Source organism: Sphingomonas sp. SDUR79, from assembly GCF_056821745.1.
The window spans coordinates 1,602,858-1,617,226 of the sequence record NZ_JBPDIN010000001.1 but is presented as its reverse complement, the minus strand read 5'-3'; the positions used below and the strand labels follow the sequence as shown (position 1 = coordinate 1,617,226).

Annotated in this window: 14 protein-coding genes and 1 pseudogene; 12 read left to right on the top strand and 3 right to left on the bottom strand. The window is 65.2% G+C overall.

All coding sequences use genetic code 11. From position 1 onward, the window contains the following. The first annotated feature begins 124 nt into the window (after window positions 1-124). The 11 genes from ACRYLO_RS07865 (at window position 125) to ACRYLO_RS07815 (ending at window position 11,106) form a co-directional block, all read left to right on the top strand. Entirely contained in the window at window positions 125-1,606 is a 1,482-nt protein-coding gene (locus ACRYLO_RS07865; RefSeq protein WP_482659650.1) for a UxaA family hydrolase, read from the top strand. Next, window positions 1,603-3,045: a mannitol dehydrogenase family protein gene (locus tag ACRYLO_RS07860; protein ID WP_482659649.1), complete on the top strand. Its 1,443-nt coding sequence runs from the start codon at window positions 1,603-1,605 to the stop codon at window positions 3,043-3,045. Before ACRYLO_RS07865 ends, ACRYLO_RS07860 begins: the two co-directional genes overlap by 4 nt. Window positions 3,046-3,230: 185 nt before the next feature. Beyond that, a complete protein-coding gene (locus ACRYLO_RS07855) occupies window positions 3,231-3,671 on the top strand; it encodes a lasso peptide biosynthesis B2 protein (RefSeq protein ID WP_482659648.1) in 441 nt (146 codons plus the stop codon). Between the two features lie 21 nt (window positions 3,672-3,692). Next, window positions 3,693-5,654, top strand: a complete 1,962-nt coding sequence (locus ACRYLO_RS07850; RefSeq protein ID WP_482659647.1) for an asparagine synthetase B family protein — start codon at window positions 3,693-3,695, stop codon at window positions 5,652-5,654. A 39-nt stretch (window positions 5,655-5,693) separates the two neighbouring features. Continuing rightward, window positions 5,694-5,972: a PqqD family protein gene (locus ACRYLO_RS07845; RefSeq protein ID WP_482659646.1), complete on the top strand. Its 279-nt coding sequence runs from the start codon at window positions 5,694-5,696 to the stop codon at window positions 5,970-5,972. Between the two features lie 255 nt (window positions 5,973-6,227). Continuing rightward, complete coding sequence (locus ACRYLO_RS07840) at window positions 6,228-6,374, top strand: hypothetical protein (protein ID WP_482659645.1); 147 nt, start codon at window positions 6,228-6,230, stop codon at window positions 6,372-6,374. Window positions 6,375-6,538: 164 nt separating this feature from the next. Continuing rightward, window positions 6,539-6,682, top strand: a complete 144-nt coding sequence (locus ACRYLO_RS07835) for a hypothetical protein (RefSeq protein ID WP_482659644.1) — start codon at window positions 6,539-6,541, stop codon at window positions 6,680-6,682. Window positions 6,683-6,945: 263 nt separating this feature from the next. Next, window positions 6,946-7,755 carry a hypothetical protein gene (locus tag ACRYLO_RS07830; RefSeq protein WP_482659643.1) on the top strand — a complete coding sequence of 270 codons (810 nt, stop codon included), beginning with the start codon at window positions 6,946-6,948 and terminating at the stop codon, window positions 7,753-7,755. Then, complete coding sequence (locus ACRYLO_RS07825; RefSeq protein ID WP_482659642.1) at window positions 7,752-8,843, top strand: hypothetical protein; 1,092 nt, start codon at window positions 7,752-7,754, stop codon at window positions 8,841-8,843. Before ACRYLO_RS07830 ends, ACRYLO_RS07825 begins: the two co-directional genes overlap by 4 nt. Continuing rightward, the gene (locus ACRYLO_RS07820; RefSeq protein ID WP_482659641.1) at window positions 8,840-10,870 is read left to right on the top strand and encodes a prenyltransferase/squalene oxidase repeat-containing protein; all 2,031 of its coding nucleotides are present in this window, start codon (window positions 8,840-8,842) and stop codon (window positions 10,868-10,870) included. Before ACRYLO_RS07825 ends, ACRYLO_RS07820 begins: the two co-directional genes overlap by 4 nt. Then, a complete protein-coding gene (locus ACRYLO_RS07815) occupies window positions 10,870-11,106 on the top strand; it encodes a Nif11 family protein (protein ID WP_482659640.1) in 237 nt (78 codons plus the stop codon). The genes ACRYLO_RS07820 and ACRYLO_RS07815 overlap by 1 nt, the downstream gene beginning before the upstream one ends. Here the strand turns inward: ACRYLO_RS07815 and ACRYLO_RS07810 are convergent. The 3 genes and pseudogenes from ACRYLO_RS07810 to ACRYLO_RS07800 all read right to left on the bottom strand — a co-directional run. After that, the gene (locus ACRYLO_RS07810) at window positions 11,082-12,215 is read right to left on the bottom strand and encodes a geranylgeranyl reductase family protein (RefSeq protein WP_482659639.1); all 1,134 of its coding nucleotides are present in this window, start codon (window positions 12,213-12,215) and stop codon (window positions 11,082-11,084) included. The two genes, ACRYLO_RS07815 and ACRYLO_RS07810, sit on opposite strands and share 25 nt — an antisense overlap. A 144-nt stretch (window positions 12,216-12,359) precedes the next feature. Continuing rightward, window positions 12,360-12,740, bottom strand: a complete 381-nt coding sequence (locus tag ACRYLO_RS07805; RefSeq protein ID WP_482659638.1) for a carboxylesterase family protein — start codon at window positions 12,738-12,740, stop codon at window positions 12,360-12,362. Window positions 12,741-12,771: 31 nt separating this feature from the next. After that, window positions 12,772-13,026, bottom strand: a pseudogene (locus tag ACRYLO_RS07800) (glucuronate isomerase); the annotation flags it as partial. Between the two features lie 108 nt (window positions 13,027-13,134). On the opposite strand from ACRYLO_RS07800, the gene manD reads away from it, so the two are divergent. Continuing rightward, complete coding sequence (gene manD / locus ACRYLO_RS07795; protein ID WP_482659637.1) at window positions 13,135-14,343, top strand: D-mannonate dehydratase ManD; 1,209 nt, start codon at window positions 13,135-13,137, stop codon at window positions 14,341-14,343. The last annotated feature ends 26 nt before the right edge of the window (window positions 14,344-14,369 follow it).

The window sequence follows — 14,369 nt, the reverse complement described above, 5'->3', positions numbered from 1 at the left end:
CGACTTTCTGTGGCAAAGAGGCTTGATGCCGGCGCAGAATAGCAGCCACTTGGCCTGACCGCCACATTGTATGATGAATGATGTATCTCTTGACGTCCGTTTGCTGAATCCCGGAGTTGCTGGAATGCCCAAGGCGCTGAAAATCGCCCCGTCTGACGATGTCCTGACGATGCTGGAGGATGGCGCGGCGGGCGATCTTGTCGCGTATGACGGCGGCAGCCTGACGCTGGCGGATGCGGTGGAGCGGGGGCACAAGGTGGCGTTGTGCGCGATCGCGTGCGGCGCGCCGGTGCGCAAGTTCGGCTTCCCGATCGGGCGGGCGAGCCGGACGATTGCGGTTGGCGAGCATGTGCATACGCATAACCTGACAACCGCGCTGGGCGGGCAGGGGAGCTATGCCTTTTCGCCCGCAGCCGCCGCGATGCCGGTGCCGGCGGCGCCGGTCGCGACCTTCATGGGCTATCGCCGCGCCGATGGTCGAGTGGGCACGCGCAACGAGATCTGGATCCTGCCGACGGTCGGCTGCGTCGCGCGGACGGCGGAGCGGATTGCCCGTCAAGCCGAGGCGCGGGTCGCGCATCTGGTCGACGGGGTGCATGCCTTTTCGCACCCGCATGGCTGTTCGCAGCTCGGCCATGACCTCGACGGCACGCGGGCGATCCTCGCCAGCCTGGCCTGTCATCCCAATGCCGGTGGTGCGGTGATCATCGGCCTTGGGTGCGAGGAAAATCAGGTCGCCGCACTGATCGATGCCATTCCCGAGGCGCGACGGGGGTCGGTCCGCTTCCTCGTTGCGCAGGCGAGCGCGGATGAAGTGGCCGAAGGCGTGGCGCTGGTCGAGGAGCTGGCGCAGGCGGCGACCGCAGTCCGCAGCCCGGTCGGGCTCGACGCGCTGGTACTGGGCGTCAAATGCGGGGGGTCGGATGGACTGTCTGGGCTGACCGCCAATCCGCTGGTCGGGCGGATGGCCGATCATGTGACCGGGGCGGGGGGCAGCGCGATCCTGACCGAGATCCCGGAGATTTTCGGGGCCGAGCACCTGTTGATGGAGCGCGCCGCCTCGCGGGAGACGTTCGATGCGATCGTCTCATTGGTGAACGGGTTCAAACAGCATTTCATCGACTATGGCGAACCGGTGTCTGAAAACCCTTCCCCCGGAAATGTCGCGGGCGGGATCACCACGCTTGAGGAAAAGTCGCTCGGCGCGGTGCAAAAGGGCGGGACGAGCGCAGTCGCCGATGTGATCGAGTATGGCGCGCGGATCGCGGGGCGCGGCCTGACGCTGCTGGAGGCACCCGGAAACGACGCCGTATCATCCACCGCGCTGGCGGCGGCGGGGGCGACCGCGATCCTGTTCACCACCGGGCGCGGCACGCCGCTCGGATTTCCGGTGCCGACGGTCAAGATCGCGTCGAACCACGACCTTGCTGCGCGCAAGCCCGGCTGGATCGATTTCGATGCCGGAAGCGTGCTCGACGAGGGGATGGACGCGGCGGCCTCGGCGTTGATGGCGCGGATCATTGCCATCGCATCGGGTGAGCCGACTGCAGCCGAGCGCAATGGCGAGCGCGAGATCGCCATCTGGAAACGTGGAGTAACCCTGTGACCGTCCTGTCCCGCGCCGCCCTGTCCAGCCTGCCCGCGACCGTGGAGACGCCAGCGGGGCGTCCGGCGCTGCAAACCGGCATCGTCCATTTCGGCCCCGGCGCGTTTCATCGCGCGCATCAGGCGGCTTATATCGATCGCCTGCTGGCCGATGATCCGCGCTGGGGAATTGCGGCGGTGTCGATGCGGACGCGCGGTACCGTGGACGCATTGGCGGCGCAGGATGGGCTGTACACGCTGGCGATCCGCGACGCGGTGCCGTCGTTGCGGGTGATCGCTGCGCATAGCGCGTTTCTGGGGCCGGAGGATGCGGCGCAGACCGCCGCGCTGCTCGCCGACCCTGCGGTGCGGCTGGTCACCTCGACCGTGACCGAGAAGGGCTATTGCCTCGCCCCCGACGGGACGCTCGACCTGTCCCACCCCGACATCGTCCATGATCTGGCGGGCGAGGGGACGCCGCGGTCGGTAGTCGGCTGGATCGTTCAGGGGCTGGCGGCGCGGCGTGCGGCGGGCGTTGCGCCGTTCACGGTGATGCCGTGCGACAATCTGGCGGACAATGGTCGCAAGCTGCACGCCGCGCTGGTCGATTATGCCGGCCGGGTCGACGCCGAACTGGCGGCGTGGATCAAGGCGGAGGTGGCGGTGCCGTGCACGATGGTCGATTCGATCACGCCGGCCAGCGATGCCAGCTTCCTGTCCGACCTGACCGCGCAACTGGGCGTCGAAGATGCAGCGGCGGTCCAGCGCGAAGCCTTTGCGCAATGGGTGGTCGAGGATCTGGGCATCGATTTTGGTCCCGACCTGAAGGCCGCAGGCGCGATCCTGACCAGCGACGTTGCGGCGTGGGAGCGGGCCAAGCTGCGCATCCTCAACGGCGCGCATTCCAGCATCGCCTATCTCGGCCTGTTGCGCGGGGCGACATCGGTGGCGGAAGCGATGCAGGACGGCGCACTGGCGCGGTTTGCCGACAAGATGGTGCGCGATGAAATCCAGCCCTTTGTTGGTACCGTGCCGGGCCTCGATCTCGATCAGTATCGCGCCGATGTCATGCAGCGGTTCCGCAATCCGGCGATCGTCCACCGGCTGGAGCAGATCGCCATCGATGGGTCGCAGAAGATACCCTACCGGCTGGGGGACTCGCTTGCGGCCAACCGGGCTGCGGGGGTGCTGCCCGGGCATATCGTCACCGCGCTGGCGGGGTGGATCGTGTTCCTGCACGAGCGCGCGCGGGCCAGGACGCCGATTGCCGATCCGCATGCGGCGGCGATTGCGGAACTTGCGGGGGAGCTAGACGCGTCGACGTTCGCCCGCGCGCTTGCGGAACGGGACATCGGCCTGACCCGCCCGATGCTCGGCGATGACGCGCTGATCGCGGCGCTGGAGCAGGCGGTGCGCGACGTCGCCGGCCGCGCTTGGGAGGCAACGCCGCTGGCTGGCTAAGGTCAGCCGTGGCGCACGGATGCCCGAGGCGCGCGGGGTGGTGCTGATGGACACGCCACAGCTATGCAGAAGAAGCGCATGGCGGGAATGGTGACGCGGCCCGGCGGGGTTCTGCATTGCGTCTGGCGGGACGCCAGTCAGTCGGTTAGGACCACTGCATCCTCTGCCCCAGGGCCCGATAGTTTATGCTGCTTCGATCCATAAGCCCTTATCGGTTACGTCGTTTTATGGCCTGGCCCGCTTGTGAACGGCGGGCGATGGGTTTCGCCGTAGTCGCTTTGCCTGTGGCTGAGTTGACCTTGCGGCTGCTGGGCAGCGGGCGATCACGCCGGCTGTTCGAACGCAAGATTGCGGATCGGCGCCGCACAGAGGCGATCGACCCCGTCCGGGCGGATCAGATCGTCCGCTTCGCCGCGCGGCTGACGATCGGAAGCGAACGGAAATGTCTTCGCAGGTCGCTGGTCCTGGCGCATATCCTGCGGGCGAACGGTTATCCGGTGGCCGTGTATATGGGGTGGCGCAAGAATGCGGCGAACATGCTGGAGGGCCACGCCTGGTGCGATCTTATCGAGAGTGCGGGTGCGCCGCAGTCTCGCGAAGGGGACGGCTATATCCAGCTGCGTTGAGTATCGTTCCGGATTCGCAGCATGAGTGGCTTGGGCCTGATCTGGCAGCGGCGGGGTGGAACGGTCGATCCGACAGCATTGGAGCGGATGGCGGAGGCGCTGCGGCGCGACGGCCCCGATGGACGATATCTGGTTCCGGAGGGGGCGCTTGGCTTTGTCTGCACCCAGCGCATTGTCACGCCGCAAGATCGCGCGCTGGTTCAGCCGGTCAGGGCCGATGCGGGGCGATGGGCGCTGCTGTTCGACGGGCGGCTCGATCACCGGGATGACCTGTGCCGGGCGCTGAACATTACCGGCCCGGAAGCCGCGCAGCTGCCGGACGCGGCGCTGGCGATCCGCGCCTGGAGCCGATGGGGATCGGACGGACTCGAGCAATGGTATGGCGATTTCGCCTGCATCATATGGGATCGCGACCAGCGGCGGCTGACCCTGCTCCGCGACCCTTTCGGCCGCCGACCCTTGCACTATCATGCGGATGCGGGACGCGTCGTGGCGAGTTCCATGCCGCGCGGCATTCATGCGGTGCCTGGGATCGCGCGGTCGATCGACATCGACGCGATCACCGACCGCGCCGCTGCGATGTATCTTCACCGGTGGCAGACCTGCTTCACCGGAATCCGCAGCGTCGAGCCCGGTGAGATCGTCGCCTTTGGCAGCGAGACGTCGCAGTCCACCATCTATTACGATCTACGGCGGCGCATCCGCCCGGTCCGGTACGCCTCTGACGACGACTATGTCGACGCGCTGAAGGAAAAGCTGCAGCGCGCAATCGCGAGCGTCACGCGGTCGGACGGCGATATTGCGGTGGCGATGAGCGGCGGCCTGGATTCGACCAGCGTGGCCGTGCTCGCCAGCGCAACGCTGCCCGGATCGCAACCGCGTCTTCCGGTCTATACGTCCGTGCCGGATCCGGACTGGGATGGTTTGCACGAGGCGCATGTCTTCGCCGACGAACGCCATTATGCCGCCGCGGTGGCGGACCACTGCCCGGTGCTAAAGCTCGAGCTGATCGATGCCGCCGGACGCGGCATTTTCGACGTAATCGACGGGGTGCACGCCGCGATGGAGGCACCGCAGCGCAACATCGTGAACATGATCTGGGCCGATATGCTGTTCGGTCGCGCGCGATCACAGGGCGCGCGCACGATCCTCGACGGGGGCATGGGCAATGCCGGCTTCAGCTATGCCGGGGCCGACGCCGCCGCACAGCTGTTCCGCGCCTTCGCGATCCGGGCAGGCGCGCGCCAGATATGGGACGAGGCCGGGCATCGGCCAGTTGCAGCAGCGCGAAGCGCCGCGAGGCTGGCGCAGCGCGAACTTCGCGGGGCGCTACCGTCATCACTCCGCACAAGAATATTGCGGCATCGCGGCGCGGCTCTGATGCCGATGGAGGCTGCGGCGCTTAATCCTCGCTTCCTTGCCGAACGCAATGTCGTGCGTCGCGCGGTAGCGGCGCTCGCTCCGGATATGGACCTGATGACGGAGCGCACGCGCGATCAGTGGTTGGTGACCCTCAAATATCATCATTTCCCCTCTTCCGGCGCGGCTCAGTTCGGATGGTCAGCGCTGCACGATCTTGATCTGCGCGATCCGCTGGCTGATCGGGATCTGCTCGAATGGTGTTTTGGGGTGCCCGACAGCCAGTTCCGTCGGGGGCGGGAAAATCGTTGGCTGGCGCGCCGCGCCATGCAGGGCACGTTGCCCGACGCAGTATTGAACAAGCCTGTCGAAATCGGGCGCCAGTCGGCCGACTGGCATCTGCGCCTGACGCGCGACTTGTCGCGTATCCGGGATGAGGTCGAACGGTTTGCACGCGATCCGTTGCTCGCGGAGTTGTTCGACTTTGCTCGCCTCAGGCGCCATCTTGCCGACTGGCCGAAGCAAACCCCCGTGAGCCTGTCCGATCCAGGCCGTGTTTTGCAGCGTGAAATCCCGATGGTGCTCTCGATCGGGCGTTTCGTGCTTGACAATCCCATGAGCTGACCGATTGGGCGGCGGTGCTCAGGAAGAGGCAGAAATCATATGTCGGATAAGGTTTACAGAGCGTCTGAAGGTGTGATTTTCAGCGAGGTAGAAGGGGAAACCATCCTGCTCGACACCGATAGCGACAAAGCCTTTGGCCTTGACGCCGTCGCAGCCCATATCTGGGGACTGCTGCAAGGGGACGGCAAAACACGCGCGCAGTTGATCGACGCGATCACCCATTCCTATGACGTAGATCGGCAGCTGGCGGGAAATGATCTTGATACCTTGCTCGACCATATGGTCGGCAAGAAGCTTGTGGTTTGCCAGGCGAGCTGAGCGTTCTCTCAGGTCATTTCGCAGGCAAAGGTCGTACGCCGCGGCCGATGTGCAGGATCGCTCAAGAAACCGGGCTTGCAGAGCCGCCGCAATCGTCGAATTCGTTGATTGACGGGTCGGGCGCCGCAGCAACGCCCCGCCAGTTCGCATGTTGCGCGAAAGCCTTAAATTTCGTGCGGATTGAGTTAGGCCGATATATTGCCTTCTTTCTACCAGGCAGTTAACATGCGGCGGTAATGCTCGGGGGGGGGCAATATGAAAAATCAGCAGCGCGTGATTGGATCGAAAGCAGTCTACACCGCGCCTTCCATCAAGGAATATGGCTCGGTCGCCGACCTCGTCGCCAATGTTAGCAGCGGAGACTTTGACGACGGCGTCGGGGTAGCTGCATACGCCTCCTGAAGCATGCTTCGTCCAGGGTATTGGGGCACGCGCCAGCAATGCCCCGCCAGTTCGCAGGTTGCGCGAAAACCATAAAATTGCGTGCGAGTTGAGTAGGCTGACATATTGCTTTCTTTCTACCAGGCATGTACCCAGCAGCGGTAATGCCGGGGGACTCAGGTACTATGAAAAATCAGCAGCACGTGATTGACGCGAAAGCAGTCTACACCGCGCCTTCCATCAAGGAATATGGCTCGGTCGCCGATCTGGTCGCCAACGTTAACTCGGGAAGCTTTGACGACGGCGCTGGGGCAATATACGCGTCCTGAAGCACGTTTCGTCCAGTGAATTGGGCGGGTATGATCGGCACGCCGTCAGCCCGCCTTTCACATCGGTGAACCTTCGCAGCTTTGCCTGCCTCAAAGGGCAGTGAGTGACATCTGCATACGCGCTATTCGGGCATCGGATCGTGAGCCCCTGCCAGTTATGGGGCCTGGGCGCGCCCGATGGCCTTGGTGCCGACGCGCCGACGCTCACGCTCTCTCTCGACAGTCATTTTGTTTCGGGGCCCGAAGAGTTTGGCGGTTGTTCCGTGGCGTATCAGACGCCCCGGGGCGAGGATGGGCGCCTGTCGCTGGAACGGCATGGTGCCAGCGGGTTCACGGTCTTCATCAACGAGGCGGGTGTGACCTGCGCGCGGATTGACCACGACCTGGCCGCCGGGTCGGTCAAGATTCGCGAGGGCGGTCCGATCAATCCCGTTGATGTCACATCCTTCCTTGTCAGCCCGTTCATGCCGCTACGGCTGCGCACGGTGATGAAATCGTTCCCACTGCACGCGGCGGTGATCGCCATGGGCGACAAGGCCGTTGCGATCTGCGGCCCGAGCGGTGCCGGCAAGACCACGCTGGCGCTGTATCTGCGTGAACAATCGCACGCTATCATCGCTGACGATCTGGCGGCGATCGATCTGGCGACCGGACTGGTGCATCACGGCGCCGCCTTTTGCCGCATCGATCCGAAGCATCCAGCTGCCCGCAGGGCCAACGGTGCCCGGCATGCTAATGCGCGGGTGGCCAAGCATTTTCTCGACACCAGCGATCACGCTTTCTGGTCCAGTCCCCGCGCGCTGCCGCTTGCGGCCATTTTCATGCTCGGTAGCTCGGACGACAAGCCCACCACGGTAGAGCTGCTCGGCCAGCCGCACGCGGGACTGGCGCTAGGCAGCAACCTGTCCGGGGAAATGTTTCCGCCGTCGCTGTCCGCGCGGCAGGCTGGTCTTGCTGCAGCCTTCGAAATGGCGGGGCGCGTTCCCGTCTATGCCCTGCGTCGGCCTCACGGACTGGAGCATCTCGCCGCAACCGCAGACCTGATCTGCGCCATCGCCGGAGCGCAGCGATGACGGACCCCGTGCCAGCCCCGCGCTGTGTCTACCATGATGTCACACGCTATGCCGACGCGCGGTCGCTTTTACTTTCCAGCGACTTCGTCCTGCCGCCAATCAGCGGGGCGGAGCTGGCCGGCGGCGACCTGTCCGATCAGCAGATCGGCGCCATCCTGCTTTACCATCGGCACATGGTTGCGCGCATGCGCCGCGCCTATCCGTTCGACCCCGAACGTCGCAAGGTACAGGCGATGGTCCGGCGTTATCAGATGGGCAGCTTTGCCGCCCACCATCAGCACGCCGTGCGTGCAAAGTTCGAGGATATACTGAAGCGCCACCCGGCGGGCATGCCCCTGCCAGTCGAAAGCGCGCTCGGGACGCCCCTGGCACTGGCGGCGTTCAATTCACTGCTTGGCCTCAACTTCCTGGTCGATCAACTGGGGGACGCGTTGGCGGTCGGCTATAAGGCGCTGGTGACCGGGCTGCCGGTTCGGGAAATGCTGCAGGGCTGGCTGTCGTACCGCCCGGTCGTGACTGCTGTGGATCAGGCGCTCGCAACGCACAGCTACACCGCCGACGGGCTGCTCGCCGCGCTGGTCACGTTTGCAGAGGAACATGACCGGTCGCGCGACTTCATCATCATGAGCTGCGCGGTGATCATGATCGCCGGGACGTCGTTGAACCGCAGCCTCGCCTCGATCCTTCGCTTTGCGCTCGACGAACCCGAAATCGCCGATGCCATTCGGGGCGACAGCCCTGATGCAGCGTTCGAGGAATTGATGCGGCTCTATCCACCCCTGCCGACGATCTTCCGTTATCACCCGGACGAATCGGCGCCGGGGTGCAAGGCGTTCAGCACGATCGACCTTGGCGCCGCCAATCGCGACGCTGATCAGTTCGCGCAGCCGGCCGGCTTCGACCCAGGGCGCAAGCGGACCGCTGCACTCACCTTCGGAGTTGGGCCCTATGCCTGTGACGGCGTGCCGATGACACGCATCTTTTTGCGTGAATCGGTTCGCGCGTTGCTGACCCGGGCAAACGGGTTGCAGCTGATCGACCCGGACGGCGACGCCCCCGCGGTCATTCTCTACGACCGCTTCGAATGACCGGGTTTGCGGAGCGACAGAGCTTTGCCGACGTCATCGCGCTGCTGAAGCCACTCACGGACGAGGCATTTGCACCCGGCGCGGTCGCGACCATCCTGGATCTTGCGCGGCGCTTGCCGCCGGTCGCGTGCGGCGGGTTCGAGTTCTCGCTGACGGACGAAACGGCGCCGGTCGACCTGATGCAGTGCCATGTGCTCGACGCCGCGGGGATTGGCCGGCTGGTCGAGCTGATCGCAGCGCGGCCAGATGCCGAAAGCCAGCCCTGGTCGTGGCTGCACGCGCTGATCACCGGCAACCGCAGCGGCATCGCCAGCATCTGGCTGGAATATGACGCGGATGCGCCAGCGCATGCGCCGCCATCGATCTTCCTGGAATTTGACAGCCTGTCGCCGCCGTCGTCCGAACGGGTAGGGGCACTGCTTGCAACAATGCCGCTGACTGATGGTGCGGCCAAATGCGCGGTCCTGGGCGCGCTGGCAGCGGCGCTGCCCGATGGCGCGCATGTCTCGCACATTGGGGCGATGTTCTCGCGCCCCGACACCCCGCTGCGTGTCAATGTCAAGCGGATGCGCTCGTCCGCACTGGCGCCGTTCCTGGCGCAGATCGGACTGGATGTGCCCGCCGAAGCGGCGACGCGGATGCTTGCCGATGCCTATCGCGCCACCCTGTGTCTCGACGTGACCGACCGGCTCTTGCCGCGATTCGGCATCGAATATCTGTTCTCGGCCTGGCCCGCTCGCGAAGAAGGCTGGCGCGATCTCGCCGACACGGTGTGCCCGGGTGCGGTCTCGGCGCGGCAATGGACCGCGCTGCAGCGCTGGGCGCGCACCCTGTCACCGCTTGAGACCGCACGGGATTGGCCGGACCCGTGCATCATCGACGCGATCACGCATCTGCAGCCGGTATCGAGCGTGATCGAATGCGGCCCCAGCCACATCAAAGCGACCTTTACCCGGGGTCTGCCGCCGACGCTCAAAGCCTATGTCGGTTTCCGTCCGTCACTGGTCACCCAGGGCGGCGACATCCTCACTGGTGACGCGCTGCACAAGCCTGCACTGCAAGCGGCGGCGACGCTGGACGAGGTGATCGACCGGGCGCTGGCCTTCCTGTTGCGTGAGCGGACGCAGGATGGACTGTGGCGCGATTTCGATTTCGGCAATCTGGCCAGCGACGAATGGGTCAGTGGCTATGTCGGCGCCCATCTGCTCGAACTCGATCATCTTGCCGCACATGACGCCGCTGCCACCGCATGGTCGATCCTGCGCGATCGCAGGGCGCCGGAGCCGGGTTGGGGCTATCATCGCAAGGCACCGCCCGATGCGGACAGCACCGCCTGGGTCGTGATTCTGGCGGAGCGGCTCGGGCTGCGCGACGATCCGCGCGTGCGTGCCAATCGTGCGTTTCTGGCACGGCATCTCGACTCGCATGGGGCGGCAGTGACCTACTGCGCGCCGCTGCTCGCGGAAATCGGACGGGCACTGCCGGCCACCTCGGCCCATGCGCTATGGCATGGCCGACATGGTGAAGTGACCGCTTCTGCCGCGCTGGCCGGACTGGATGCCGCCGTTGCAAACCTGCTCGCCACGCAAGCCACCGACGGGCGCTGGTCGGCCTTCTGGATCGGATCAGACGCCTATTCGACCGGACTGGCGTGCGAGGCGCTCCGTTCCCGTGCACCCTCAGCTGACGCCGCGTTACACGCCGCCGCGCGCTGGGCCTGCGCGCAGCTCACGCGCTCGGGTGGCGGCGCGTTCGATCGTGCATGGCTTATCCGCGCCGCGCTCGACGATCAGGACGCGCGGAAAGACGGCGTGTTGGTCGACGCGGTCGATGCCTTGGCGCGGGCGCAGCGACCCGACGGCAGTTGGACGGGAAGCTGCGCGATGACGGTGCCCGTTCCCGGCGCCGATTCCGCCACGCCGCAGATCGTCGATGCCTTTGACATTCATGGCAGCTTCACCACCGCCACTGCGCTGGTGGCGCTTCACCGCGCCCGCGCGCACGGATTTGTCTGGAGCGCCGCCTGATGTCGCTCGCCAATGCCCTGCGCTTTCTGGAACAGATGGAGCGCGACAGCGTATTGCGCGGCGAACTCGCGCAAGTTGCGGGGACCACGGACCTGTCGCGCGTCGCAGAATTCGCTTCAGACCACGGCTTTCCCTGCGTCGCCCCCGAATTGCGGCAGGCGTGGCGCAAACGCCGGATGCTCCAGGCAGCGGTCGAGCATGCCGCGCGAATTCAGGCGAACAAGCCCATCGCCTGACGTTCCGAAGGCGGGTCGAACGTCAGCCCGTCCATCCGCGCGGCAAATGCCTCATGACCCAGTTTCCCGGCGACGAAGTTGCGATAAAAGAACTCGGGTCGTTCGCGAAACAGCGGCGACACATGCCGCGCGACCGCAGCGATCGGCCCACCGATCCGTGAGTGAACCTGCTGCTGATAGGCACGGCTGATCGCCTCCGGGCTGTCCTCTCCCGCACAGATTGCGCGTGCGGCCCGCCCCGCCAGGATCCCGCTCTCATAGGCCGCCTCGATCCCCGCGCCGTAAATCGGCTCGGCGAGATTGGCTGCATCACCGGCCAGCATGATCCGTCCGCGTGCAATGTCGGTATGGGATGTATAGATCGGGATGCCATGCCCCATCCGCTGCAGCACGCGCCACCCGCCGGGAAGGCGGCGGGCGAGATAGCGGCCAAGCGCATCGTTGAGGTTCGTCTTCCCGCTCCACGACACGACGCCGCACGATAGCCGGTCGGCCTTTGGAAAAATCCAGCCATAGCCGTCGTGCAGCTCGAACAGGTCGATCGCCGGCATCTCGCCCAACACCGCGACATCCTCCGGCTGTGCCTCGACCTCCAGATCGATCGCAGGGCGCACGACGTGCCCGCAATTCAGCCCGGCCAGCCGCGCAATCCGGCTGAACGCGCCATCGGCCGCGATCAGCACCCGGCCCGATAGCGCGTTGCCGGACCGGTCGCAGATGCGAATGCTGTCCGCGTTCGCCTCCAGCGTCGTGACGTCAAACCGGTCGATCAGGGTAATCGCACCATGGCTCCGCGTGACGGCGCGTCGCACGAGCTCATTGTCAAAGGCTGCACGATCGACGCCCAGCAAATGCGCCGACTGCGAAACTGCTGCAGTTCCGCGATTGGAATATCGCAGCATGCGATATTCTGCATCGGCCGTGGACGCGGGCAGATCGCCGATCCTGCGCAGCAGTCGATACGGGAATATCCCGCCACAGGCTTTGGGGCGCGGCAGCCTTGCCTTGTCCACAAGCGCGACGCGGAACCCTCCGGCCTCAGCCAGGACCTGCGCCGCAGCAGCTCCCGCAGGGCCAGTGCCGACGATCAGGACTTCGAACTGGGACAAACGTTAAGGCTTCTTCCGTGTCAGGACGCGACAACGCTGGTCCAATTCCCATCGCGCGGCAAGATAAAGGTTGCGCGCCCCCCCCGGAATGAACCCGTCTGCGACCGGCTGCACAGCGCGTTGCTGCGAAGTCGCCCAAGGCGTTCAATCCCGGATAGCGCTCGAGACACCGCGCGGGGTTGGTGCCCCTGCGAAAAACTGGAGGCGCTCCGCGCTCGGCCAATCGCCGATCCGTGCACGTGCGCCCAGCTCAACCAGTCGAGGGTCGGTGGGATCGAAGACCGGCCATTGCACGCCGGGACTCGCCGGTCTCCCGGTGCGCGCGAAGGCGACCAGCGTGTCCATCATGTCGATGCTGAGCCGGCGGTCGGCATAGGTCCAGGCGCGGGTCGTGCGATAGATGTTGAAGCTGTCGATCGTGCCGAGCCAGAACGGCACTTCCGACGTGTGATAGGCACCGGCAGTCGCGGGATCGAGATCCGGGAAGGTGACGCTCGGTGCATAGCTGTGCGGGCGTGCGACCATGTAGCTGAAGACCGGGGCGCGACCGTTCGCCGCGCGGCGTGGCGCCCATCTGCTCCCTCGGCACGCCCTGGCTGTAGAGCATGCGCGGGACATAATGGTCGGGGGTCAGCAGCAGTTCGGCGGCATTGGTGAAAGGCTGGTCGTCCGCAAACCATTGCGGGTCGGTATGACCGTGCGGGCTGATGATGGGGAGGTTTGCGACCTGCGCATAGAGCGTGCGGGCGATGTCCCGTGTGGTCGCATCCGCCGGAAACAGGCGGTCGGGATGCAAGTTCAGCGGGTTCATTTCCCTCTCCATGTTCGTGAAATCGCCCCTTGCCATGCAACGTCTGACCAATCTAGTATTGATTGTAAGACGATGCCGAATTGGGCGCCGGAGGGAGTTAAGCCTGAAATGAAGATCACCGCCGCTCGGGTCATCGTGACCTGCCCCGGACGCAATTTCGTGACGCTGAAGATCGAGACCGATCAGGGCGTGTACGGCATCGGCGACGCCACGCTGAACGGGCGTGAACTGTCGGTCGTCTCCTATCTCCAGGATCATGTCGCGCCGTGCCTGATCGGCATGGACCCGCGCCGGATCGAGGATATCTGGCAGTATCTGTATCGCGGCGCCTATTGGCGGCGCGGGCCGGTGACGATGCGCGCGATCGCTGCGGTCGATGTCGCGCTGTGGGACATCAAGGCCAAGATGGCGAACATGCCGCTTTACCAGCTGCTCGGCGGACGCAGCCGGGACGGGGTGATGGTCTATGGTCATGCCAACGGGTCTGACATCGAGGAAACCGTCGATGCGGTCGGCCAATATATCGACATGGGCTATAAGGCGATCCGCGCGCAGACCGGCGTGCCGGGCATCAAGGACGCGTACGGCGTCGGGCGTGGCACGATGTATTACGAGCCCGCCGATGCCGCGCTCCCCTCGGTCACCGGTTGGGATACGCGCAAGGCGCTGAACTACATCCCCAAGATGTTCGACAAGGTGCGCGCGACCTATGGCTTCGACCATCATCTGCTGCATGACGGGCATCACCGCTACACGCCGCAGGAAGCCGCCAATCTTGGCAAGATGCTCGAACCCTATCAGCTATTCTGGCTGGAGGACGTGACCCCGGCGGAGAATCAGGAAGCGTTCAAGCTGATCCGCCAGCACACGGTGACACCGCTGGCAGTGGGCGAGATCTTCAACACGATCTGGGACGCCAAGGATCTGATCCAGAACCAGCTGATCGACTATATCCGCACCACCATTGTGGGCGCGGGCGGCGTCACGCATTTGCGCCGCATCGCCGATCTGGCATCGCTGTATCAGGTGCGCACCGGCTGCCATGGCGCGACCGACCTTTCGCCGGTGACGATGGGCACCGCGCTGCACTTCGACACCTGGGTGCCGAATTTCGGGATCCAAGAATATATGCGCCACACCGAAGAGACCGATGCGGTGTTCCCGCACGATTATCACTTCGACAAGGGCTACTTGTACTGCGGCGAAACGCCGGGCCACGGCGTCGACATCAATGAGGAGCTGGCGGCGAAATATCCCTACAAACCGGCCTATCTCCCGGTCGCCCGGCTCGAGGATGGCAGCATGTGGAACTGGTGACGCGCGCCGTTCTGCCCCCGACCTGC

What these genes read in the sequence shown, in the direction of transcription:
- ACRYLO_RS07865 (WP_482659650.1), top strand. Translation starts at nt 125, where the DNA reads ATGCCCAAGGCGCTGAAAATCGCCCCGTCTGACGATGTCCTGACGATG.
- ACRYLO_RS07855 (WP_482659648.1), top strand. Translation starts at nt 3,231, where the DNA reads ATGCTGCTTCGATCCATAAGCCCTTATCGGTTACGTCGTTTTATGGCC.
- ACRYLO_RS07850 (WP_482659647.1), top strand. Translation starts at nt 3,693, where the DNA reads ATGAGTGGCTTGGGCCTGATCTGGCAGCGGCGGGGTGGAACGGTCGAT.
- ACRYLO_RS07845 (WP_482659646.1), top strand. Translation starts at nt 5,694, where the DNA reads ATGTCGGATAAGGTTTACAGAGCGTCTGAAGGTGTGATTTTCAGCGAG.
- ACRYLO_RS07840 (WP_482659645.1), top strand. Translation starts at nt 6,228, where the DNA reads ATGAAAAATCAGCAGCGCGTGATTGGATCGAAAGCAGTCTACACCGCG.
- ACRYLO_RS07835 (WP_482659644.1), top strand. Translation starts at nt 6,539, where the DNA reads ATGAAAAATCAGCAGCACGTGATTGACGCGAAAGCAGTCTACACCGCG.
- ACRYLO_RS07825 (WP_482659642.1), top strand. Translation starts at nt 7,752, where the DNA reads ATGACGGACCCCGTGCCAGCCCCGCGCTGTGTCTACCATGATGTCACA.
- ACRYLO_RS07820 (WP_482659641.1), top strand. Translation starts at nt 8,840, where the DNA reads ATGACCGGGTTTGCGGAGCGACAGAGCTTTGCCGACGTCATCGCGCTG.
- ACRYLO_RS07815 (WP_482659640.1), top strand. Translation starts at nt 10,870, where the DNA reads ATGTCGCTCGCCAATGCCCTGCGCTTTCTGGAACAGATGGAGCGCGAC.
- ACRYLO_RS07805 (WP_482659638.1), bottom strand. Translation starts at nt 12,740, where the DNA reads ATGGTCGCACGCCCGCACAGCTATGCACCGAGCGTCACCTTCCCGGAT.
- manD (WP_482659637.1), top strand. Translation starts at nt 13,135, where the DNA reads ATGAAGATCACCGCCGCTCGGGTCATCGTGACCTGCCCCGGACGCAAT.